Here is a 21,465-nt window from a genome sequence, read left to right as displayed (position 1 = left end):
AGATTTCGGGCGAGGGGTCGCCGACGGTCGTCACAGGGCTTCAGGACAGTGCTGTTGCACTAGGTAAGCAGTTCGTCGGGTGGTTCCGGCACGACCGCTTGGGAGGAGTTGTGTTGCAGCTGAGGAAGTGCCACCCCGCGCGTGACGGATGCCAGCCCGGGAGCAACTCGGCGTCCCTCGGGTACAGACGCTGGTCCTCCGCTCGAAGTCTTGAGGTGCTCGGCAGGCTCGCGGCGCGGCTCCGGCGCGCCAAGCGTAACGAGTACGTCCGGGACTTCCTGCCTTCGCTCGAAGCCTGTCTCGGCAGGAGGCCGGCGTCATGAACCAGCGCGTAATCGTCGTCGGCTCTGGCGTGATCGGGTTGACCACCGCTGTCCGACTCGCTGAAGCAGGTCATCGGGTGGAGGTAGTAGCGGCCGAGCCGCCTCAGGCGACGACCTCGGCCGTTGCCGGGGCGCTGTGGGGGCCCTGGCTGGTCGAGCCGCGCGGGCCTATCCTTCCTTGGGCCGCTCACAGTCTGAAGGTCCTGCGCGAACTCGCCGACCAGCCTGACACAGGCGTGCGGGTGGCGACGGGCATCGAGGTATCCCGAACGAAATATGACCCACCGGGCTGGGCCAGCCTGCTGCCCGACCGGAAGCCGTGTGCCTCCGAGGAGCTGCCATCTGGCTACAGTCACGGCGTTCGGTACAGCGCACCGCTGATCGACATGCCCGTTCACCTCGACTACCTGCTGACTAGACTGCGAGCCGCTGGTGGGACTCTGACCATCCAGCGGCTGACGTCGCTGGATCAGGCCAGCACCGACCCGCAGACCGCGATTGTGAACTGTTCGGGCATCGGCGCCAGACATCTCGTCCACGACATGGATCTTGTTCCGGTGCGCGGCTACCACGTCGTGGCCACGAACCCCGGCCTCACGGAATTCCTCGAAGCCGACACCGACGATGCAGCGGACCTACTTGCCATCTACCCGCACAGCGACCACGTGATCCTCGGCGGAACCGCCGAGCCCGAGGTGTGGAACCGCGACCCAGACGATGCGATCGCGGCTGCCATCGTAGACAGGTGTGTGAGGCTCGAACCCCGCCTGGCCGATGCCACGATCCTGGAGCACCGAGTCGGCCTACGACCGACCAGACCCACGATCCGTGTCGAGGCGGAGCGATCAGCGATCGGAAGCCTGATCATCCACAATTACGGACACAGCGGCGCTGGCGTCAGTCTCGCCTGGGGCTGCGCACAGGAGGTCGCCGCCCTTCTCCCAGCTGCCGTCCGGGCCTCGGGGTGCACTACCCCTCCTCCAGCCATGAACGCGTAGAGCCGAGCCGTCATTTCGCCGGCCAACGGACTCGATGCGAGTGCGCGGACCCGCGTGCTTATCGTGCAACCACAGATAGCGTTCAGACTTGGCGTGCCTCTGCCTGAGTCGAGGTGGAGCTTCGGCCCAAGGACTTGACTCTTCAGTGGGATGACATCGCTGCAACAGCCATGGGCCGGCTTCGTCTGGGGATCTGAGGCAGAGACTCAGGCGACCACCGAGGCGGTTTGGAACATCTCCGTTGGCATGGCGTGGTCGAGCTTCCAGGTGATGGCTATGGGTCGGTCGCCGGTGTGGGTGGTGTAGGCGGCTGGGCCTAGGAAGAGGTAGGGGGAGGTGCCGAGGTCGGTTCGGTTGTATTGGCGGGCGAAGATGAGGATGTTGGTGCCTAGCTCACGGTGGTTGAGGTAGCGCTGTCCGGTTCGGGAGTCGACGGACGTATTGCTCTGCGACTCCCAGTGGAAAAGCGTGGGGCTGATGGCATAGTCCTTGTACATCGTTGTGGGGGAGTAGTCCGCCTCTGACTTGGTCAAGGTCACCAAGAACGCGTCGACCTTTCGCTCCTGCTCGTACAGGACACCGGATTGGAAGGTGCTGGGGCGACGTTGCAGGTTGGCGTAGTTGAGGGCGGCGAGGATCTCCTCACGCTGGTACCGGGCATGTACGCGCAGCGGCAAGTCTCTAAGTCGGCCGGAGAGGTGAAGAGTGCGGTGGCGGGCGTTGTCCATCGCGAAGTCGATAACTTCGAGCAGTTCATCTCGTACGGCAGGCTCATGCTTGAGTGCATTGACGCCGTCTGCGTAGGAGGCGAAGCCGCCGCCATTTGGCCAGAGTGAGAAGAACAGCATGCGGGCGAATGTGCGCTCGGCTGGCGTCAAGTCGTCGTACGTCGGGCCGTCGTCATCGAGCAGACGGCGGTAGGTGAGGACTCGCTCGGGGTCGTCCACGTGGGCGAGCGCGCGCACGCGGCGAAGGAGCGCTGACTCATGGATCGAGCCCTTACGAGTGTGGAGTCCTGCTTCTCGACGCAGGGCCGTCCAGCTACGGCGGTCTCGGAGTACGTCGCTGAGCTCGATGCCCGACTCCTGGAGGAACGTCGGCAGACTCTGGTCGCCGTGCGCCCTGAGCTCGGTGACAAGGTCTGGCCAGCGGCCTCCGATCTGTGTTCGAAGATTGGACAGCACTACTTCCTGTGCGACCTTGTCAAGGACGATCTGGCATCCAGCTGGGAGGAACGGAAAGCCCTGCTCGACTTGGCGTTCTAGACCCTTCCGAGTGTCTCCGGTGAGGGCGCGGAAGCGCTTGTCGAACCGGAACTCTCTGCGCTGATGACCCACGAAGTCAAGGGCGGTGAGCACAGGCTTACCATCTGCCTGGCGTAGGCCGCGGCCGAGTTGCTGGAGGAAGACCGTGGGGCTCTCCGTGGGGCGAAGGAAGAGGACTGTGTCGACTTCGGGAAGATCGAGGCCCTCGTTGAAGAGGTCGGCAGCGAAGAGGGCGTTGACTCGGTGATCCTTCAAGTCGCGCAGTGCCTGGTCGCGTTGTGCGGCTGGAGTCAGACCCGAGACGGCGCGTGCCGGGATTCCGGCCTCGCTGAATACGCCGGCCATGTAGTCGGCGTGTGCGATCGAGACGCAGAAGCCGAGTGCTCTCATTGCCTGCGGGTCTGTGAGCTTGTCCCGTACCTCGCGCAGCACGATAGCTGCGCGTTTGTCGTTGCCGGTGTATAGATTCTCGAGCTGCTGCTCGTCGTATCGGCCGCGTCTCCATTGCAGGTCCGTGAGATGGGTGCCGTCGGCAATACCGAAGTAGTGGAAGGGACAGAGAAGATCGGCTGAAAGCGCGTCCCACAGTCGTAGCTCTACGGCCGTCCGGCCGCCGAAGTAGCTCCGAAGGTCGAATCCGTCGGTGCGTTCTGGTGTTGCCGTGAGGCCCAGCAGCTCGCGAGGTTGCAGGTGATTGAGCAGACGGCGATAAGTCGATGCGGCGGCATGATGAAACTCGTCGACAACGACGATATCGAACGCGTCCGCCGGCATCGTTGTGACGTCGTACGCCGTCAGCGCTTGGACCGATGCGAACACGTGCCGCCAGCGCTCGGGTCGGAGACCTGAGTGATACTCCTCGCCGAAGGTTGCGTCAGCCAGAACCTCGCGGTACGTCCGGAGGGACTGCTGAAGAATCTCTTTGCGGTGGGCAACGAAGAGGAGGGAGGGCGCTGGCTCGCCGCGCTGCGATGCGGCGTCACGAAGACGTCGGTAGTCGAACGCGGCGATCACGGTCTTGCCCGTGCCAGTTGCCGCGACGACGAGGTTGCGATGCCGGTCATGGACTTCGCGTTCGACCTCGATGTCTTCGAGCATCTCGGCCTGATACGGCCGAGGCCGAACTTCGAGGCCAGCAAGAGAGATCGTGACTCGGTCTGATGTGCGGTTGTTGCCCAGTGCCGCCAACGCGTCGTCGAGTCGATCACGATCGCGCTCGGGGTCGTAGGTCTCGAAGGTCGAGTCATTCCAGTACGTATCAAAGGTTGCGCCGAACTTGGTCAGAAGGCTCGGCGTTGCGATCCGCGAGAGACGAACGTTCCACTCGATGCCGTCCAACATCGCCGCCCGGGACAGGTTCGAGGAGCCGACGTACGCCGTGTCGAAGCCGCTGTTGCGTCGGAAGAGCCAGGCCTTCGCGTGGAGTCGGGTCCGGTTCACGTCGTACTGGATCTTTACCTCGGCGCCGAAGTCGTTGACGAGCCGGTCGAGCGCGAGGCGATCTGTGGCGCCCATGTAGGTGGTGGTGATGACGCGGAATGGGGCGTTGCGGAGCCTGAGTTGTTGAAGCTCAGACTCGAGCAGGCGGAGGCCATACCACTTCACGAACGCGCAGACCAGATCGACCTCGTCCGAGGTATCGATCTCAGCACGCAGTTCAGGTCCGAGCGATGGCTCACCGTGTGAGTTCGTGAGCAGCGCGGCGTCGGACAGCGGTGTACTTGGTCGGGCGCCGCTGTACGTCGTGGTCCCTGGCCGGGCTGGTGGATGCAATGCGTGCAATTGCCGAGGCTGGCCGTCGGGTAGGGAATCGTTGTGCGCTGCCAGGCGCTCGAGCAGGTCGTTGACCAATGCAACTCGTTGGCTCTGATCGCGCGTGCTGCCGAGAGTGCGCAGTACGGCGTCTCGCACATGCCGAGCGAGAACCTCGGGCTGATCGGCATCATCCACGCTGTGAAGGACGGCCATTTGTCCGTTCGCCTGACTGATCGCCTCAAGCAGGCCGTTCGTGACCAGCGCGTCGTAGATCCCTGGCTCCATCTGCCTATCACCCCTTGCAGAGGAGCTTGCCAGACGGAGCCGACAGTTGCTGAGCTTCGACGTTCTAGTAAGCGTGTCTCGTGCCCCAGATGCTCGATTCGGCTATTTGGTTGGTGATCGCATGATCAGGCGTCCCAGATGCTCCGAGGTCCTCAGATGAACGGACCAGTAAGCGGGGGTGTTGCCGGGCGATCTATCCAGCCCGGTGTCGGGCTCGCGGCGCACGCGTTGCGCCGCTTCTTCCATCCTCTGTCCGTCGCCCAGAGCCGCATGAGTGCAGGCCGGGCTTGACGGGCAATTCCAGTCGATCTCAGCACACAGTTTGGAGAGCACCATGAAAGAGCTGGCACGCGTCCGCACGAGGTGGGTGAGCAACCCGCACTACGTGAACGTAGATCTCGGTCGAAGAGAAGTAGGTTTCCTAGTGCTGTCCGGCGACGGCGAAGTGGCTGATGCGGTCGTTCACGATCAGGCTGACGCTGACCATCAAGCGCTGATGAACGAGATTCGTCGCTTGGCGGAGCCGATTGTCAGCGCGGCCGCGCGCGCTACCACGGGCCCTAGGTAGCTTCGCGACGTGACACTGCGGTAGGCGTGCGGCGACCTGTGCGCCTACCGCAGGCGTCGACGAGCTGCCGACGCTCAGTCAGTCCAACAGGTTTGCGTTGATCTCCTTGACCTCTTGAGCAAGGTCTGGGAGCTCGACTACCGCGACGCCGGCGGCTTCAAGGAGTTCTACGCCTTCGCAGTCGACGAAGATGGTGGGTTCTCGCCAGGCTAGGACTACTCGGGGGATGGCGGCGGCGAGGATGAGTTGGGTGCAGGTTTGGGGGCGGGAGGCTCGTTTGCTGCAGGGCTCGAGGCTTGTGTAGAAGGTGGCGTGGGGGAGGCGGGGGTCGTTGGCGGGGATCTTGGTGAGGGCGATTTCTTCGGCGTGATCGTGGGGATCGGTCTCGCGGGAGTAGCCGGTGGAGAGGACTTCGCGGTCTGAGCTGACGATGATGGCGCCGACGGAGAACGCGGTGGTGGTTGGTGGACAGGATCGGGACAGGTCGATGGCCTGCTGAAGCCAGTGGCGGTCGTCGAGGTCAGGCATCTGTGGGTCCCTTCGGTATGTAGCGGAGGAGTACGACGTCTCCGATTTGCTTGACCTCGGTCAGCTTCATGCGGTTCGACGGGTTCTGTGGAAACTGGGCGTCTCGTACGAATCTAGGCGCAGTACTGTCGCCGACGAAGAAGGGTGCGATCACGAGGTGGACCTCGTCGGCCAGGCCGGCTGACAGGAACTGGTTGTGCATGGTTGCGCCACCTTCGACCATCAGGCGCCGTACGCCTCGCTTGGCCAGGTCGACCAGCACTACGTGGAGGCTCAGCGGATCGCCGGCGTCGACGACGTCACTGACGTGGCCGACAGCCTCCGATGTCTTGGCCGTGGCATTTGAGGGTGTGTAGACAACCTTCTTCACATCGCCGGCGGTGAAGAAGTTCGCTGCCGGGTCGAGGTCACCGCTCGCTGTGATCGTCACCTTGATCGGAGACTCTGAAGATCCGGTAGCCAGCCTCCGGTCACGGCGCTCCTGGCTCCGGACGAGGAGCCGCGGGTTGTCGCGACGGATGGTGTTGGCTCCGACCAAGATCGCGTCGACCTCTGAGCGCACCTCATCTACACGGTCGAAGTCTTCGTCGTTGGAGAGGAGAAGGCGTTGGTCGGTGTTGTCGTCGATGTAGCCGTCTATCGACGCTGCGACAGAGAGCAGGACATGCGGACGATCGGTCACCCGGGTCTCCTCGATCGGTTCAATGACAGCCGTTGGGAATTGCGCACGAACTGTCCGACGCTATCGGATGCGCCTAAGCGGCGAGTGGAGGCGGCTCGAGTTGCGGGCAGCTGACTGCGGACACCTGGCCCGCGTCTGCGTATGTCTGCGGCGGACATCTCAAGGTGGGTCGCTGTGTGAGTTGCGCACGTGTTGGAGCCGGTCGGGGGTGCTTAGCGTCGGGGGATGGGTGATCTGGGGCTTGGTGGGCGGTGTGTGGTGGTTACGGGTGGGGCTGGGGGGATTGGGGCTGCTTGTGTGGAGAGGTTTGGGCGGGCGGGGGCTGAGGTTGTTGTGGTCGATGTGGATGGGGTGGGGGCTAAGCGGGTTGCGGAGAAGGTGGGTGGGCGGGCGGAGGTAGTGGATCTGGGGGATCTTGAGGCTGTGGATGCGTTGGGGCTGCGGTGTGACGTTTTGGTCAATAATGCGGGGTTGCAGCACATCAGTCCGATCGAGGACTTCTCACCGGACCAGTTTTCGCTCATGCTGCGAGTCATGCTCGAAGCCCCCTTCCGGCTGACCAGGCAGGTGCTGCCGGACATGTATGCGCGCGGCTGGGGGCGGATCGTCAACATCTCGTCGGTGCATGGGTTGCGGGCGTCGCCGTTCAAGGCGGCGTACGTGGCGGCCAAGCACGGGCTCGAGGGGTTGTCGAAGGTGATCGCGTTGGAGGGTGCGGCGCACGGGGTCACGTCGAACTGCATCAACCCCGCATATGTACGGACCCCACTGGTCGAGAAGCAGGTCGAGGCCCAGGCGGTTGCCCATGGCATCGAGCCCGACCAGGTGCTCGAGGAGATCCTTCTCAAGCCGGTGGCGATCAAGCAGCTGATCGAGCCGGAGCAGGTCGCGGAGATGGCTGCCTACCTGTGTGGTCCGCATGCCGATTCGATCACCGGCACGTCGTTTGTGATGGACGGAGGGTGGACAGCACGCTGAAAGACACGCCCTTCCTGAGTCTGCTTGCTCGCGACGCCCCGCCCGAGGAGTACGACGAGCCGCTGCGTGCTGCGGTCGCGAAGGGCGCTAGCCCACAGGAGCTCCACGAACTCGAGCAGGCGAAGACGCTCGCGCTGAGGGTACGTCGGGCGCTGGAGCATCGGCGGCGGCGGGAGATCGAGCTCGAGGCGTTGTTCGAGACGGCGGGTGATCTCGCCGGGCTGCAGGATGTCGACGCTGTGCTCAACGCGATCGTGCGGCGTGCGCGCACGTTGCTCCACACGGATGTCGCGTACCTGACGCTGATCGACCCCGACCGCGGTGACACGTACATGCGAGCCACGGCGGGCGTGGTCTCGGCGAGTTTCCAGCAGGTCCGCCTGGCGATGGGGGCTGGTCTGGGCGGCCTGGTCGCCGATACATCGTTGCCCTACGCCACGGATGACTACGCCGCTGACGAGCGGTTCGATCATGTCAAAGACGTCGACAGTGCCGTCTCCGATGAAGGGTTGGTGGCGATTCTCGGCGTACCGCTGCTGCTTGGTCCGCAGGTGCTCGGGGTGCTGTTCGCGGCCGACCGCAGCAGGCGCCCGTTCGCGAGGGACGAGATCTCGCTGCTGTGTTCGTTGGCGGCACACGCGGCGATCTCGATCGATGGGGCACGGCTGCTTGAGGAGGCGCGGGCCGCGGTACGGGAGCTTGATGCGGCGAACACCCTGGTACGGCGGCACAGTGAGGCGGTGGAACGGGCGGCCGAGGCCCACGACCGGTTCGCAGATCTCGCGTTGCGTGGAGCTGGTGTTGATGAGGTCGCAGCCGCGGTCACGGAGGTGCTAGGAGGCCACCTGACCGTGCTGGACGCCGATGATGCGCCGGCCGGGTGGCTTAGCGCCGTCGCAGAGTCGCGCGCCGAGGGCCGAGCGGTCTGTCGCGACAGCACGTGGTTCGCGGCCGTGGTGGCTGGCTCGGAGGAGTTCGGAGCGCTCGTACTGCAAGGTCGAGAAGACCTGGAGGGTGCAGATCAGCGGGTCTTGGAACGCGCAGCACTGGTCACCGCCTTGCTGCAGTTGATGAAGCGTACGGCGATGGAGACCGAGAACCGGATCCGCGGTGAGCTGGTCTCCGACCTGATCACGAATGGCGAGCGAGCCGGTGATGCCCTCAGGGAGCGAGCGCGACAGGTCGGCTTCAACACCGACGGCGAGTTCGCTGTGGTGGTCGCGCAGACGGACCGCGGGCGCCTGGATCGGTTGGCTTTCGCGGCAAGTCATCTTGCTAGACAGTCAGACGGGATCGCATGTCTGCACCAGGAGTGCGCCGTACTTCTTCTCCCCGGTGAGGAAGCGGGAGCGGCTGCGCGGCGGCTGGCCAAGGAGTTGGCGGTCGCGATCGGCCAGCCGGTGACAGTCGGCGCGGCGGGTCCGGTGTCGGGACCCGAGAAGGTTCCGGCCGCCCACGCCGAGTCGCTGCGATGCCTGGAGGCGCTGATGGCGCTCGGCCGTTGCGGTGATGGGACGAGCAGCCGGGAACTCGGCTTCATGGGAGTGCTGCTCGGTGAGGCCCGTGGCGTCGAGCGGTTCGTCAACGCCGTACTCGGTCCGGTTCTTGAGTACGACGAACGCCGGGGCACCGGGCTGATCCAGACTCTGGAGACGTACTTCGCCAACGGCGGCAACCTGACCCGCGCCAAGGATGATCTCCACGTACACGTCAACACCGTTGCCCAGCGCCTCGACCGGGTCTCGCAACTCCTCGGCAGCGACTGGCAGGAGGCCGAACCCTCACTGGAGATCCAGCTCGCGCTCAGGCTCCACCGCCTCGTGCGGTCCTAGTCGATGAGGCCGGCATTCCGCGCGGCCAGAGTCGCCACCACGAGATCTTCCACCGCGAGTCCCGCCGGCACGAAGACCGTGATCTCGTCCAAGGTCTCGCGCCGGACTTCTCCACGAGCCAGGGCGGCCAGATCGTCGACGACTCGGCCGACCGGCAGCTCACCGCACCCGACAGCGTTGAAGTGAGTACCGGCTGACAGCCCGAACAACGACTCGGATTGCCATGTACACATGCATATCAAGTCAGCATGAAACGCATCCGCCGCGCTCGCCACGACAGCCGGGTGCCCCTCGCCCCGGAGCATGGCGACGAAGCGCTCGGTCGCCACCGGCTCGCGGCCGACGATCTCGATCTGCTCGAGAGAAGGTCGGACCCAGCGCATCGCGCGGACATGTTCGCGAGCCTGTACGTCGGTGCCGAAGACCCCCAACCGTCGTACGTCGTCCCGCGCGAGAGCGTCCGTGGCGAGGGCTGACACAGCCGGCGTACGGCGGGCTGCCAAAGCGGCGCCGTCAAGCGTCGCAACCGCGGAGCCGTCGTTGCCGACCAGAACGTACGACCCCTGGACGTACGACCCATGGACAGACGACCCCTTGCCGGGCGCCAGCGACGGGCCGTTGCCGAGCAGGCCATACGACCCCTGAGCGGTCGCTGGCGCCACCAACGGCTGGGCGGCAACACCCTGAGGTCGAATGACCGACGGACCATCGGCGAAGGCCTTCCGGAGTTCGGTCACCACCTCCTCGAACGGCGCGAGTCGGTAGATCCGGCCCGCGTCGAGATGCGGGAGAGGGTTCATGTCACGGCTTCTGCGCCACGACTGGCTCCTGCTCAGCCACCGCCGGCGCCGTACCACTAAGGTGCGGCTCAGGAACGTCGCGCCGGCGACGAAGCAGGTGCGCCACCGTCCCCCAGACGCCCCGCCGGAAGAGCAGTACGACGACCACGAAGATGAGACCGGTGATGAGGCCGGGACCGGTGATGTTCAACGGGCCGATGTGGATCCCCGAGGTCGCGACATAGTCCTCGACCAGCACGATCAGAGCGGCACCGATCGTGCTGCCCCACAGCGTCCCGATGCCACCGAGCACTGTCATGATCACGACCTTGCCAGACGTCGTCCAGTACACCTCCTGCAACGACGCGAACCCGTGGCTGATCGCATACAGCCCGCCGGCGAGCCCGGACAACCCGGCGGAGATCACGAAGATCATCACCTTGTAGCGGTCCACCGGGTACCCGAGCGAACGAGAGCGAGCCGGGTTCTCCCGGATCGCGACGAGCACTCGCCCGAAGGGGGAGTGGACCACGCGCCACGCGATCAGCAGCCCGATCAAAGCGATCGGCAGACCGGCGTAATAGAAGTAGAACGGATCCGACAGATCCAGCCCGAACAGGTTCTTCGGGATCCCCTGCAGACCGTTCTCCCCACCGGTCAGCCCGCGCCACTGGTTCGCGACGTAGTACACCATCTGCGCGAAGGCGAGTGTCACCATCGCGAAGTAGATGCCAGTACGCCGTACTGCGAGCAGCGCGATCGGAACGGCCAGCACCATCGCCGCGACTGCCGCGCCGACAATCGCGACCGGAAAGGGCACGCCAGTCTCGATGGCGATCGTGCCGGCCGCGTACGCCGCAGTGCCCCAGAACGCCGCATGCCCGAAGGACAGCAGTCCGGTGAACCCGAGCAGCAGATCGAGCGCGACCGCGAACAAGGCCCACGCGACGATGTCCATCGCCACCGGCGGATAGATGAGCCACGGCAGCGCGAGCACGACCACCAGCCCACCGAGCACCCCGACGACTCGCCACAGCCGAGGCATCACCGCCAGCTTGCGGAACACCAGAACCGTCATACCGCGGTCTCCTCACGGCCGAACAGACCAGCCGGCCGCCACAGCAGCACGATGGCCATCAGGATGAAGACCGACGTGGTCGCCAGTCCTGGGACGTACACATTGCCGAGCGCCTGCAGCATGCCGATCAGGAACCCGGCGGCCACCGAGCCGAAGATCGACCCGAGGCCACCGATCACCACAACGGCGAACACGAGGATGATCAGGTCCGCCCCCATCAGCGGACTGACCGCCCGCATAGGAGCGGCCAGTACGCCGGACAGCGCGGCCAGCGCGATCCCGAACCCGAAGACCGGCGAGATCCAGCGCCCCACATCGATCCCCATCGCACGAGTCAGCTCAGGACGTTCGGTCGCCGCTCGGATGATCATCCCCACCCGAGTACGGGCCAGAAGCAACCAAGCACCCAGCGAGACGAGCACGGAGAACACCAGCACGAACACCTGGTACGCCGGGAAGTCGAACAACCCGAGGTCGACCGTGCCGCGGAGCCCGGCCGGTTGCGGATACGGCTGCGGCTGCGAGCCGTACTTCATCCGGAGCAGATCCTGGAAGATCAGCGTCAGGCCGAACGTCAGCAGGAAGTTGTACAGCGGATCCAGCGCGACCAACCGACGTACGAGCAACTGCTCCAGAGCCATCCCGACCGCGCCGAGCGCAAGCGGCACTACCAGCAGGGAGATCCAGAAGTTGATGCCGGCCTCGTTGAGGAGGATGAACGCGCCGAACGCACCGAGCATGTAGAACGCGCCGTGGGCGAAGTTGACCACGCCGAGCATCCCGAAGATGACGGCCAGCCCGAGCGCCAGCAGTGCGTAGAAGCTGCCGTTGACGAGGCCGTTGAACGCGTGCTGAAGCAGGTCGCTCATCGTTAGCCCATCTTGCAGGTGCTCTCGGACACCGGCTTGAACGCCTTGTCCGCGGGAATGGTGGTCACGATCTTCTCGTAGTCGTACTCCTCCTTGACGTCGCTCTTCGGCTTCACCTCGGCGAGGTAGACGTCGTGAATGACGCGGTGGTCCTCGGCCCGGATCTTGCCGTTGCGCAGGAAGAAGTCGTTGATGTCCTTACCTTCCAGGTTCTTCACCACGTCGTCCGACGCGTCGGTGCCGGCGGCCTGGACGGCTTCGAGGTAGTTCATCGTGGCCGAGTAGTTGCCGGCGTGGGCGAAGGACGGCCGGGAGCCGGTCTTCTCCTTGAACTTGTCGGCCCACTCCCGGTTCTGCTGGTCGAAGTTCCAGTACCACGCGTCGGTGAACCGCGTGCCCGCCAGTGCGTCCGGTCCGAGTGAGTGAATGTCAGTGATGAACATCAGACCGACAGACAGGCCGACGCCTTTGTCCTTGAGCTTGAACTGGTTGTACTGCTTCACCAGGTTCACGAGCTCACCGCCGGCGTGCATGGTGCCCAGTACGTCGGGATTGGCGGCCGGCGCCTGCAGCAGCTGGGACGAGAAGTCGCCGCTGGTGTTCGGGAACTCCGACGACTTCTTGCCGACGACCTTGCCACCGGCCGTCTCGATGGCCTTGGAGAAGCTCTTCTCCATGTCCTGACCGAACGCGTAGTCCGGGTAGACGATGTACCAGTTCTTCGCGCCGGCCTCGGTGACCGTCGTACCTGTGCCATTGGCTAGCATGTACGTGTCGTAGGCATAGTGGAATGTGTACTTGTTGCACTTCGCGCCGGTCAGCTCGGTCGTCGCCGCGGTGACGTTGAAGTACAGCTTCTTCTTCGCCGCGGCCTGCCCGGCGACCGCGAGCGCTGCGGACGACGTCGGTACGTCGAAGATGGCGTCGGCCTTCTGCCGGTCGTACATCTCCTGCGCCTTGGTGTTCGCGATCTCCGGCTTGTTCTGGTGGTCGGCGACGACCACCTCGATGTTCTTGCTGACGGCATCGTCGCCGTGCTTTGCCTTGAAGTCGTCGACGGCCATCTGCACCGCCTTGACGGCGTTCGGGCCGGACAGTTCGCTGTAGATGCCGGTCTGGTCGTTGATGACACCCAGCACGATCTTGTCGTCGCTGACCTTCCCGCCGCCACCGGATGGGCCGCCCGCCCCGCCGCCGCAGGCTGCCAGCAGCGAGACGACGGCCAGGGTCGAGATCGCCGGGATGAGGTTTCGTCGCATGGGGTTCTCCTCCGATGGTGCGTTAGATGCCGAGATACTCGAGCAGTTCGTGCTCTCGCTCTTGCACTTCGGCGTTGTCCAGCGTCTGCGCGACCCGGCCTTGGGCGAGCAGATAGTGGCGGTCAGCAACGGTTGACGCGAACCGGACGTTCTGCTCGACGAGCAGCACCGTCACCCCGGCCGCCTTGATGTCGCGCAGGATGTCGCCGATCTGGTACACGAGCACCGGCGAAAGACCTTCGGTCGGCTCATCGCACAGCAGGAGCGTGGCGCCCATCCGCAGTACGCGGGCGATGGCGAGCATCTGCTGCTCGCCGCCGGAAAGCTTTGTACCAGGGAACTTGCGGCGTTCCTTCAACACCGGGAACGACTCGTAGACGCGATCCATCGACCAAGCGCTGCCGCTGACAGGGGGTGGCAGCCTGAGGTTCTCCTCGACGCTCAGACTGGCGAAGATCCCGCGGTCGTCCGGAACGAGTCCCAGACCTCGACGGGTACGCCGGTGAGCCGGCAGGCCAGTGATGTCCGTGCCGTCGAAGGTGATGGTTCCCGAGGTCGGCCGATGCAGTCCCATCAAGCACCGGAGCAGCGTGGTCTTCCCGGCGCCGTTGCGGCCGACCAGCGTGACCACCTCGCCGGCTGCCACGTCGAGCGATACGTCCCGCAGTACCTGCGCTTCGCCGTACGACGCATTGATGCCCTGAACGCTAAGCAGCGGACTCACCACCCAGGTACGCCTCGATCACCCGCGGGTCGTTGCGCACTTCGTCGTACGTGCCCTCGGTCAGGATCCGCCCGAACTGCAGCACCGTGACCCGGTCCGCGAGACCTGCGACGACGCTCATGTTGTGCTCGACGAGAACGACCGTCCGGTTCGCGCGGATCCGCTTGACGAGCTCGACTGTTCGCTCGACGTCCTCCATCCCCATGCCGGCCGTCGGCTCGTCGAGCAGCAGCACAGCGGGATCGAGAGCAAGGGCGAGGGCGAGCTCGAGTGCGCGCTTCTGCCCGTAGGCGAGGGTTCCAGCCGGTACGTCGCGCTGCCTGGCGAGCCCGACCTCGTCGAGGAGTTCGCCCGCGCGGTCCGCGAACTTGGCCAGCACCCGGTCGGACACCCAGAACCGGTGGCCGAGCTTCGTCGTACCCATCAGCGCAAGCTCGACGTGCTGCTGCAGTGTCAACTGCTCGAACAAGTTGGTGATCTGGAACGAGCGAGCCACACCCAGCCGCGCGATCCGTTCCGGCGACGAGCCGGTGATGTCCCGGCCGCTGAGTCTGATCTGGCCGGCGCTCGGTTTGAGGAAGCCGGTCAACAGGTTGAACAGCGTTGTCTTGCCCGCGCCGTTCGGTCCGACCAGCGCATGCACGTCACCTTCCGAGACGGTGAGGTCGACCCCGTCGACGGCGGTGAAGCCGCGGAAGCTCTTGCTCAGTCCGGTGGTCTCGATCACCGCCCCGGAGTCGCGTCCGGGCGCGTTGCTTGGATCCATGGCTGGAAGCTAGGTGCACCGCGAACGCTGTTCCATGTCGTAGGAAGACACACTGCTCGCCCAACAGGTGTGGTGGGCGCACAGGACAGGCCCGTACCTGCCGGAACGCCTGGTGGGTCGGTCGTCAGCGTGGACCGCTTGGCTGATTGCGGAAGGGAGTCTTCCGCTATCGGTGGGACGATGGCGGGATGTTGGAGACGTCGGCTCGGTTGTTGCGGTTGTTGTCGCTGTTGCAGGTACGGCGGGATTGGTCGGGGGCTGACCTTGCCGGGCGGCTAGGGGTGTCGACTCGGACGCTTCGGACTGATGTGGAGCGGCTGCGGGGCTTGGGGTATCCGGTGGAGGCGCGGCCGGGGGTGGCCGGTGGGTATCGGTTGGGCGCTGGTGCGGAGTTGCCGCCATTGTTGCTGGATGACGACGAGGCGGTGGCTGTTGCGGTCGGGTTGAGGTCGGCGGCTGCGGGTGGGATTGCGGGGATCGAGGAGACGTCGGTTCGGGCGTTGGTGAAGTTGGAGCAGGTTCTGCCTTCGCGGTTGCGCCATCGGGTGCAGACGTTGGCGGGGGCGACGGTTGCGGTGGGCGGCGGTGGGGCGCGGGTTGATGCCGAGGTGTTGACGGCGATCGCTGCCGCGGTTCGGGATCGGGAGGGATTGCGGTTCGACTACGCGGGCGGGTCGGTTGGAGGGGCCTGGGGAAGTCGAGCAGAAGGGACCGACCAACCGGCGGAAGGTTCGGGCGTCGAGGAGTTGCAGCCGGCGCGGGCAGCGGAGCCGCATAGGTTGGTGGCGTGGGGGAGACGCTGGTATCTAGTTGCTTGGGACAACGAACGGGAGGCGTGGCGGACGTTCCGGGTGGATCGGATCCGGTTGAAGACGCCTAACGGGCCGCGGTTCACCCCTCGCGAGTTGCCTGAGGAGGATGTTGCTGAGTTTGTACGGCGTTCTGTCGGCGAGGCGTCGTGGCAGTACCGGGCCCGCGTGATGGTGTTCGCTTCAGCGGCGTACGTACAGAACCGGATGCCGATTCCGATCGAGCCCGACGTGGTCGACGAGGACACATGCATCGTCGAGATGGGCTCGGACGACCCTCATCAGTTGGCTCTGTGGTTGGGGCTGCTGGATGCGGACTTCGAGGTACTGGACGCGCCGGAGCTGGCCGCGGCCGTCAAGGAAGTCGGCAACCGGTTCCACCGCGCGGCCCGGAGATTTGACTAACGCAACGTAGGGCGGGCCGGTTCGGCCCGCCCGTGATGGTTGCGTCAGTTGTGGTGGTGGTCGAGTTGGGCCCTGATCTCGCCGCCGGGGAAGGTCGAGCTGTGCACGTTGACGTAGGTCGTGCCGTTCCGGAGCGCCTTGACGAAGTCGTCGTACTGGCCGGCGGTCAGGCTCTGGTTGACCGGGCCGATGACATCGGCGGCCCTGATCGTGCCGGTCACGGTCGCTGGTGCCGCGGGGCACAGTTGGGTGCCGACGGGGCCGTTGTTCAGGTTGGTGCAGAGGAAGACGCTGATCCCGCCGCTCTGAGCCTTTCCACCGAAGTGGATGTGCGCCTGCTGGACCGTGCCCTCGAGTGCGGTGTAGCTGAGCTGATAGGTGATCTGCTTGTTCTTATCGTCGATCCTGGCTTGGAACCGACCTGAGCCGTTCGTCGAGATCGGGGCCGGGTCCTCCTCGTAGCCCGACAACTGCTCGCGGACCGTGTTCGGCGAGCTGCCGGAGTCTTCCCGGCCCGCAGTCGCCACACTGCCTGTCGCCGTGGCCGCCAATCCGATCCCAATGGCCGCTGCGATTAGCCGTGCTCTTCTTGCCACCATCTGTTCCCTCCCTCATCGAGGCGTGAACGTCGCGGCTGTGATCGCCGTCACACCCCAATGAACGATGCCAAGCCCCCGTTGGTTCAGTCACTCCACGCCCGGACCCGACTCCACCGCGCAGCAGGCAGATAGGTCACAACTCTCGACCAGGTGGACCGCCGCGGCGCGGCCGAGTCCGCGATTGATCGGAGGAAGAACGCGGCCTGACGGCTTCGGTGGCGGGCGCGACGCCGGAGGCTGCGGCCAACGCCCGGCGGAGGTCGGGTGGGAGAGGTAGGCGCGGAGGGCCTGTGGGTTCGGCGGCACCGCGTTGGAATCTGGGTCGGTGGTTCGGGAGGTGAGCAAGGGCAGGGTCGGGGCGGCCGACCTCGCGTTGGAGGCGGGAGCCGGCGACCTCAAAAGGGCGGTCTGCCTGGCGGGGCTCGAAGCAGACGACCTCCCGGTAGGGGAGGCCACCGTCCTCGGGTTCGAACTCGCGATAGACCAGCCGGTGTGAGGGGCCGAGGTCGTTGCCGTAGCGGGACTCGGGGATGACCGGGATCTTCAGCTCGGCGCAATCGCGAAGGTCGTGATGGCCGGGCGAGTAGCCGAGGCGCTTACCGGCGAAGTCCTCCTCGCGGCCCTCGGCGAGTGCTTGGAGACCAAGCCTGAGGGCGCGAAGTTCACGGTCGCGCAGACTGCCCGGCTGTGACGCGGCGGCCTGTTCGAGCATCGCAAGCTGCCGTCGGACCCGTGGCTTGACGAGGATCCGAAACCGGACGGTCACTTCTTCGGCAGGTCCGAGTCGTCGATCGGCTCGCTGAGGTCCCAGCCGAGTTCGGCTGCTACCTCTTCGAGGGGAACAGAGGGCGCGTCGTTGGCCAGGCGTTCGCGGGCGATCTCGTAGACGTGGTCGAACTCCTCGGTCTCGGCGGCGAGTACGGCGAGCCGGCGCCAGGCATCCCACGGTATGACGACAGCTTCGGGCTGGCCGCCGTCCCCAACGATGAAGGGCCCTGCTTCGCCGGCACGAAATCGCTCGAGCATCTGGGGGAGGTGCTCGGAGGCTGCGGCCGGGTTGATCACCCAGATCCGTTCACCACCGGAGAGAACGTACGGCGTTTCGGAGTCCATCGGGGGTCCTTCCGCTTGAGGTGTTCAACAGCATAGGAAAGGCCGAGCGTGGGCGGATGGAGTTATCCACAGGACCGGGTTTGAGTAGCCTGGGGGGATGGGTGAAGGGCGTTGGGTTGAGGTTCGGGTGGTGGGGGCTGGGCTTGATGCGGAGCGGGTGGGGAAGGCTGTTCGGCAGCTTCGGAAGGAGCTGGCTGAGCAGGAGTTCATGACTCAGGCGGGGATCGGGGATGAGCCGGCGACGGCGGTTGCGCTCAGCGGGGCCGACGGCATGGTTCCGGGGTTGGTCGCCGTACTGCGGGATTGGATCTGCCGGCGTCATGGGCCGGGGACGGTCAGGCTGACGTTGGGGAATGAGTCGATCGAGGTGGACAAACCCTCGTTCGACGCGAAGGCGCTTCAAGCGTTTCTGGCCAAGCGCTAGTTCAGTCGCGCAGTCTGAAAAAACGTTTGGGCATGAGGTCTTGACATGCCCTGATCGGGCGCGGGACAGTGTTCGCCACAGGTTGGAAAAACGATTGGGCAACACGATGTCGCAGCGCAAGGTCTCGATCAGGGATGTAGCGGCGCACGCCGGTGTATCCGTCACCACGGTGTCGCACGTCCTCAACGAGGCGCCCGGCAAGCGCATCACCGACGCGACCCGGGCACGGGTGAAACAGTCGGCCGACGAGCTCGGGTATGCGCCGAGCAGTGTGGCCCGCAACCTCCGTCTGCAGCGGTCGCAGATGCTGGCCCTGATCAGCGACGAGATCGCGACCACGCCGTACGCGGGCCGGATGATCCTCGGAGCGCAGGAAGCGGCGTCGAAGGCCGGCTGGCTGCTGATGCTGGTCAACACCGGGTTCGACAGCGAGTTCGAGGCGGCCGAGATCCGGGCGCTCCGGCAGCGGCAGGTCGACGGGTTCCTGTACGCGACCATGTACCACCGGGAGGTCGTGCTGCCCGAGGCGATCGACGGCGTACCGACAGTGCTGTTGGACGCGCGGTCCGATGACCTGTCCGTGCCCTCCGTGGTTCCGGACGAGGTCGGTGGTGGGCGTACGGCGACCGAGGAGCTGATCCGTCACGGGCACACCCGCATCGGCTTCCTCAACAACGTCGACGACATCCCGGCGACGCGCGGAAGGCTGGAGGGATACCGGGCCGCGCTCGACGACGCCGGCCTGGTCTTCGACCAGCGGTTGGTGGTCGAAGGAAGCTCCGACACCGAAGGCGGGCTGCAAACCGCCCGAAAGTTGCTGTCGGCCACTGATCGGCCGACCGCGTTGTTCTGCTTCAACGACCGGATGGCCATGGGGGCGTACCACGCCGCGGCCGAGCTCGGTCTGCGTATTCCGGAGGATCTGTCGCTGGTCGGGTTCGACAACCAGGAACTCATCGCCGAGGGACTCCGGCCCGTCCTCACCACGGTCGCGCTGCCGCACTACGAGATGGGCGCGTGGGCCGTGGAGACATTGATTGCACGGATCGAGGGACAAGAACTCAACGGCCCGCACCAGGTGGAACTCAGCTGCCCGCTGGTTTACCGGAACTCGGTCGCCTAACCCCTCGACTTCACCCGACATCCCGCTGCAGAACGCAGTACGGGCAGCTTCGCCCTGCCCGAGAACGAAGGGAAACAGACCATGTCACGCACCCCGAAGCTGGTTGCCCTCTTGGCAGCCGCGGCCCTCGGCCTGACCGGCTGCTCGTCCGGGTCCTCCGACAGCGGCGCGAGTAACGAAGGCGGCGTCACCACTCTCGAGCTGTGGACCCACAACGGCGGCAACCCGACCGAGCTCGCCGTGAACAAGAAGGTGGTCGACGCCTTCAACGCGAGCCAGTCGAAGTACAAGGTGAAGCTGCAGTCGTTCCCGCAGACGTCGTACAACGACGCGGTCACCGCCGCGGCCGCGGCCAAGAAACTGCCCTGCGTGATGGACATCGACGGGCCGAACGTCCCGAACTGGGCCTGGGCCGGCTACCTGCAGCCGCTCGAGATGCCCGACGGCTTCTTCGACAAGCAGTTGCCGAGCACCCTCGGCACGGTCGACAGCAAGGTGTACTCGTTCGGGCATTACGACGTCGCCATGAGTCTGATCGCGCGCAAGTCCGTCCTCACGCAGTACGGCATCCGCATTCCCACCCTCGACCAGCCATGGACCGGCGACGAGTTCGACGCGGCGGTGGCCAAGATCAAGGCCGGCGGCAAGTTCGCCTTCCCGCTCGACATGGGTACGGCGGGAACGGGCGAGTGGATCCCGTACGCGTACTCGCCGCTGCTGCAGAGTTTCGGGGGCGACCTGGTGAACCGCGAGACCTACCAGACTGCGACGGGTGTGCTGAACGGTCCGGACGCGCTCAAGTGGGCGACCTGGTTCCGTGGACTGATCACCAAGGGATACGCCCAGCAGAAGTCGGGCAAGGACTCCACCGTCGACTTCGTGAACGGCAAGTCCGCGATCATGTGGAACGGCAGTTGGGCGGCCGACGCGGTGACGAAGAAGTTCGGCGCCGACGTGGTCTTCCTGCCACCGCCGGACTTCGGCAAGGGCCCGAAGATCGGTGGCGCGTCCTGGCAGTGGGGTATGTCCTCGTCCTGCGCGGCCAAGGACGGCGCGCTGGAGTACCTGAAGTTCTCGGCCAAGCCGGAGTACTACGTCGCCTACGCCAACGCGCTCGGCCTGATTCCGGCGAACACCGACGCCGCGGCCCAGGTGCCGAACTTCGCGCCGGGTGGCAAGTACCGGTTCTTCCTCGACCTGAGCCAGAAGGACGCCGTCGTACGCCCGGTGACGCCGGCCTACCCGTACATCTCGTCGACCTTCCAGAAGGCGGTGTCGGACATCCTGGCCGGCGGCGACGCGCAGAAGATCCTCGACAAGGCGGCCGCCGACATCGACAACAACATCAAGTCCAACGGCAACTACGAGTTCTGACATGTATGCCACCGCAACCGGCCAACTGGTCGCCCGACGCGTCCGGGCTCGTACGGCGCGATCCCGCGAGACACTGATCGGCGTCGCGATGGCCTCGCCGGCCGTGGTCCTGCTGGTCGTCTTCTTCCTGGTCCCCGTGCTGCTCGCGTTCGGACTCGCGTTCACCAACGCCAGGCTGATCTCGCCTCGGCCGGCTCGCTTCGTCGGCGTCGACAACTTCATCACCCTGTTCGGCGACAGCGTGTTCTGGGCGTCGCTGCGCAACACGGCGTACTTCGCGGTGGTCGTCGTACCCGTCCAGGCCGGGCTCGCGCTGATCCTGGCGCTGCTGGTCAATGCGAAGGTCCGTGGGACGAACTTCTTCCGGACCGTGTACTTCGCTCCGGTCGTCACCTCGATGGTGGTCATCTCACTGCTCTGGCGGTTCATCTACCAGCCGGACGGGCTGCTGAACCACCTCCTCTCGGCGGTGTCGTTCGGCCACTGGCAGGGCACCGACTGGCTGAACAACCCGGACACAGCGATGCCGGCGATCATGGTGATGTCGATCTGGCAGGCGGTCGGGTTCCACATGATCGTCTGGCTGGCCGGGCTGCAGACGATCCCACGAGACCTGTACGAGGCGGCCGCGCTGGACGGGGCCTCGGGGTGGAAGACGTTCGCGAACATCACCTGGCCTGGATTGCGGGCGACGCGGACCTTCATCCTGATCACCATCACGATCGCGGCGTTCAGCCTGTTCACCCAGATCAGCGTGATGACGCAGGGCGGACCACTGGACCGAACGACGACCGTCGTCTTTATGGCGGTGCGAACGGGCTATGAGCAACAGTCGACCGGTTATGCGGCCGCCATCTCACTCGTCTTCTTCGTACTGGTGCTGACGGTGTCCGGCGTACAGCGCTTCCTGACCCGGGACAAGGATTGAC

At 65.3% G+C, this 21,465-nt stretch carries 20 protein-coding genes; 9 read left to right on the top strand and 11 right to left on the bottom strand.

Annotated elements, in window-relative coordinates; translation table 11 throughout:
• The first annotated feature begins 319 nt into the window (after window positions 1-319).
• Window positions 320-1,321, top strand: a complete 1,002-nt coding sequence (locus tag EV652_RS14595; protein WP_132209623.1) for an FAD-dependent oxidoreductase — start codon at window positions 320-322, stop codon at window positions 1,319-1,321.
• 206 nt (window positions 1,322-1,527) lie between these two features.
• Here the strand turns inward: EV652_RS14595 and EV652_RS14590 are convergent, their stop codons facing one another.
• From EV652_RS14590 to EV652_RS14580, 3 genes are all read right to left on the bottom strand, one after another.
• Window positions 1,528-4,626, bottom strand: coding sequence for a DEAD/DEAH box helicase (locus EV652_RS14590; protein WP_132209622.1), 3,099 nt, complete (start codon window positions 4,624-4,626; stop codon window positions 1,528-1,530).
• 646 nt (window positions 4,627-5,272) lie between these two features.
• On the bottom strand, window positions 5,273-5,722 hold the full coding sequence (locus EV652_RS14585) for a cytidine/deoxycytidylate deaminase family protein (protein WP_132209621.1): 450 nt from the start codon (window positions 5,720-5,722) through the stop codon (window positions 5,273-5,275).
• The gene (locus tag EV652_RS14580; RefSeq protein WP_132209620.1) at window positions 5,715-6,404 is read right to left on the bottom strand and encodes a RibD family protein; all 690 of its coding nucleotides are present in this window, start codon (window positions 6,402-6,404) and stop codon (window positions 5,715-5,717) included. Before EV652_RS14580 ends, EV652_RS14585 begins: the two co-directional genes overlap by 8 nt.
• A gap of 225 nt (window positions 6,405-6,629) precedes the next feature.
• On the opposite strand from EV652_RS14580, the gene EV652_RS14575 reads away from it, so the two are divergent.
• Window positions 6,630-7,382 carry a 3-hydroxybutyrate dehydrogenase gene (locus EV652_RS14575; RefSeq protein ID WP_132209619.1) on the top strand — a complete coding sequence of 251 codons (753 nt, stop codon included), beginning with the start codon at window positions 6,630-6,632 and terminating at the stop codon, window positions 7,380-7,382.
• Complete coding sequence (locus EV652_RS14570) at window positions 7,367-9,214, top strand: helix-turn-helix domain-containing protein (protein ID WP_132209618.1); 1,848 nt, start codon at window positions 7,367-7,369, stop codon at window positions 9,212-9,214. The genes EV652_RS14575 and EV652_RS14570 overlap by 16 nt, the downstream gene beginning before the upstream one ends.
• Here the strand turns inward: EV652_RS14570 and EV652_RS14565 are convergent.
• Genes EV652_RS14565 through EV652_RS14540 form a run of 6 tightly spaced genes read right to left on the bottom strand, consistent with a single transcriptional unit; the run spans window position 9,211 to window position 14,689 of the window.
• The gene (locus tag EV652_RS14565; protein ID WP_132209617.1) at window positions 9,211-10,014 is read right to left on the bottom strand and encodes a hypothetical protein; all 804 of its coding nucleotides are present in this window, start codon (window positions 10,012-10,014) and stop codon (window positions 9,211-9,213) included. The genes EV652_RS14570 and EV652_RS14565 overlap by 4 nt on opposite strands.
• Window position 10,015: 1 nt before the next feature.
• Entirely contained in the window at window positions 10,016-11,071 is a 1,056-nt protein-coding gene (locus EV652_RS14560) for a branched-chain amino acid ABC transporter permease (protein ID WP_132209616.1), read from the bottom strand.
• Window positions 11,068-11,940, bottom strand: coding sequence for a branched-chain amino acid ABC transporter permease (locus tag EV652_RS14555; RefSeq protein ID WP_132209615.1), 873 nt, complete (start codon window positions 11,938-11,940; stop codon window positions 11,068-11,070). The genes EV652_RS14560 and EV652_RS14555 overlap by 4 nt, the downstream gene beginning before the upstream one ends.
• Window positions 11,941-11,942: 2 nt before the next feature.
• On the bottom strand, window positions 11,943-13,199 hold the full coding sequence (locus tag EV652_RS14550; RefSeq protein ID WP_132209614.1) for an ABC transporter substrate-binding protein: 1,257 nt from the start codon (window positions 13,197-13,199) through the stop codon (window positions 11,943-11,945).
• Window positions 13,200-13,221: 22 nt separating this feature from the next.
• Window positions 13,222-13,923 (bottom strand): ABC transporter ATP-binding protein, encoded by a 702-nt coding sequence (locus EV652_RS14545; protein WP_242001763.1) that lies wholly within the window; start codon window positions 13,921-13,923, stop codon window positions 13,222-13,224.
• Window positions 13,907-14,689 carry an ABC transporter ATP-binding protein gene (locus tag EV652_RS14540; RefSeq protein ID WP_132209613.1) on the bottom strand — a complete coding sequence of 261 codons (783 nt, stop codon included), beginning with the start codon at window positions 14,687-14,689 and terminating at the stop codon, window positions 13,907-13,909. Before EV652_RS14540 ends, EV652_RS14545 begins: the two co-directional genes overlap by 17 nt.
• 188 nt (window positions 14,690-14,877) lie before the next feature.
• Between EV652_RS14540 and EV652_RS14535 the strand changes: the two genes are divergently transcribed.
• Window positions 14,878-15,903, top strand: coding sequence for a helix-turn-helix transcriptional regulator (locus tag EV652_RS14535; protein WP_132209612.1), 1,026 nt, complete (start codon window positions 14,878-14,880; stop codon window positions 15,901-15,903).
• Window positions 15,904-15,947: 44 nt separating this feature from the next.
• On the opposite strand, the gene EV652_RS14530 is transcribed toward EV652_RS14535, so the two are convergent.
• Complete coding sequence (locus EV652_RS14530; RefSeq protein ID WP_158441160.1) at window positions 15,948-16,430, bottom strand: CHRD domain-containing protein; 483 nt, start codon at window positions 16,428-16,430, stop codon at window positions 15,948-15,950.
• 397 nt (window positions 16,431-16,827) lie between these two features.
• Between EV652_RS14530 and EV652_RS44030 the strand changes: the two genes are divergently transcribed.
• Window positions 16,828-16,998 (top strand): hypothetical protein, encoded by a 171-nt coding sequence (locus tag EV652_RS44030; protein ID WP_158441159.1) that lies wholly within the window; start codon window positions 16,828-16,830, stop codon window positions 16,996-16,998.
• A 266-nt stretch (window positions 16,999-17,264) separates the two neighbouring features.
• Here EV652_RS44030 and EV652_RS14525 read toward each other — a convergent pair whose 3' ends face one another.
• Window positions 17,265-17,615 (bottom strand): hypothetical protein, encoded by a 351-nt coding sequence (locus tag EV652_RS14525; RefSeq protein ID WP_132209610.1) that lies wholly within the window; start codon window positions 17,613-17,615, stop codon window positions 17,265-17,267.
• A 97-nt stretch (window positions 17,616-17,712) separates the two neighbouring features.
• On the opposite strand from EV652_RS14525, the gene EV652_RS14520 reads away from it, so the two are divergent.
• The 4 genes from EV652_RS14520 to EV652_RS14505 all read left to right on the top strand — a co-directional run bounded on the left by EV652_RS14520 (window position 17,713) and on the right by EV652_RS14505 (window position 21,464).
• Window positions 17,713-18,039, top strand: coding sequence for a hypothetical protein (locus EV652_RS14520; protein WP_132209609.1), 327 nt, complete (start codon window positions 17,713-17,715; stop codon window positions 18,037-18,039).
• A gap of 106 nt (window positions 18,040-18,145) precedes the next feature.
• The gene (locus EV652_RS14515; protein WP_132209608.1) at window positions 18,146-19,162 is read left to right on the top strand and encodes a LacI family DNA-binding transcriptional regulator; all 1,017 of its coding nucleotides are present in this window, start codon (window positions 18,146-18,148) and stop codon (window positions 19,160-19,162) included.
• 81 nt (window positions 19,163-19,243) lie between these two features.
• Entirely contained in the window at window positions 19,244-20,536 is a 1,293-nt protein-coding gene (locus EV652_RS14510; RefSeq protein ID WP_132209607.1) for an extracellular solute-binding protein, read from the top strand.
• 1 nt (window position 20,537) lies between these two features.
• Window positions 20,538-21,464, top strand: a complete 927-nt coding sequence (locus tag EV652_RS14505) for a carbohydrate ABC transporter permease (protein ID WP_132209606.1) — start codon at window positions 20,538-20,540, stop codon at window positions 21,462-21,464.
• The last annotated feature ends 1 nt before the right edge of the window (window position 21,465 follow it).

It is taken from the genome of Kribbella steppae, from assembly GCF_004342025.1.
GTDB lineage: Bacteria > Actinomycetota > Actinomycetes > Propionibacteriales > Kribbellaceae > Kribbella > Kribbella steppae.
The sequence above is the reverse complement of the archived record's forward strand: the minus strand, read 5'-3'. Positions and strand labels throughout refer to the sequence as shown.

Coding starts and splice junctions, on each gene's coding strand:
- EV652_RS14595 (WP_132209623.1), top strand. CDS start 320: ATGAACCAGCGCGTAATCGTCGTCGGCTCTGGCGTGATCGGGTTGACC.
- EV652_RS14590 (WP_132209622.1), bottom strand. CDS start 4,626: ATGGAGCCAGGGATCTACGACGCGCTGGTCACGAACGGCCTGCTTGAG.
- EV652_RS14585 (WP_132209621.1), bottom strand. CDS start 5,722: ATGCCTGACCTCGACGACCGCCACTGGCTTCAGCAGGCCATCGACCTG.
- EV652_RS14575 (WP_132209619.1), top strand. CDS start 6,630: ATGGGTGATCTGGGGCTTGGTGGGCGGTGTGTGGTGGTTACGGGTGGG.
- EV652_RS14565 (WP_132209617.1), bottom strand. CDS start 10,014: ATGAACCCTCTCCCGCATCTCGACGCGGGCCGGATCTACCGACTCGCG.
- EV652_RS14560 (WP_132209616.1), bottom strand. CDS start 11,071: ATGACGGTTCTGGTGTTCCGCAAGCTGGCGGTGATGCCTCGGCTGTGG.
- EV652_RS14555 (WP_132209615.1), bottom strand. CDS start 11,940: ATGAGCGACCTGCTTCAGCACGCGTTCAACGGCCTCGTCAACGGCAGC.
- EV652_RS14550 (WP_132209614.1), bottom strand. CDS start 13,199: ATGCGACGAAACCTCATCCCGGCGATCTCGACCCTGGCCGTCGTCTCG.
- EV652_RS14540 (WP_132209613.1), bottom strand. CDS start 14,689: ATGGATCCAAGCAACGCGCCCGGACGCGACTCCGGGGCGGTGATCGAG.
- EV652_RS14535 (WP_132209612.1), top strand. CDS start 14,878: ATGTTGGAGACGTCGGCTCGGTTGTTGCGGTTGTTGTCGCTGTTGCAG.
- EV652_RS14525 (WP_132209610.1), bottom strand. CDS start 17,615: ATGGACTCCGAAACGCCGTACGTTCTCTCCGGTGGTGAACGGATCTGG.
- EV652_RS14520 (WP_132209609.1), top strand. CDS start 17,713: ATGGGTGAAGGGCGTTGGGTTGAGGTTCGGGTGGTGGGGGCTGGGCTT.
- EV652_RS14515 (WP_132209608.1), top strand. CDS start 18,146: ATGTCGCAGCGCAAGGTCTCGATCAGGGATGTAGCGGCGCACGCCGGT.
- EV652_RS14510 (WP_132209607.1), top strand. CDS start 19,244: ATGTCACGCACCCCGAAGCTGGTTGCCCTCTTGGCAGCCGCGGCCCTC.
- EV652_RS14505 (WP_132209606.1), top strand. CDS start 20,538: ATGTATGCCACCGCAACCGGCCAACTGGTCGCCCGACGCGTCCGGGCT.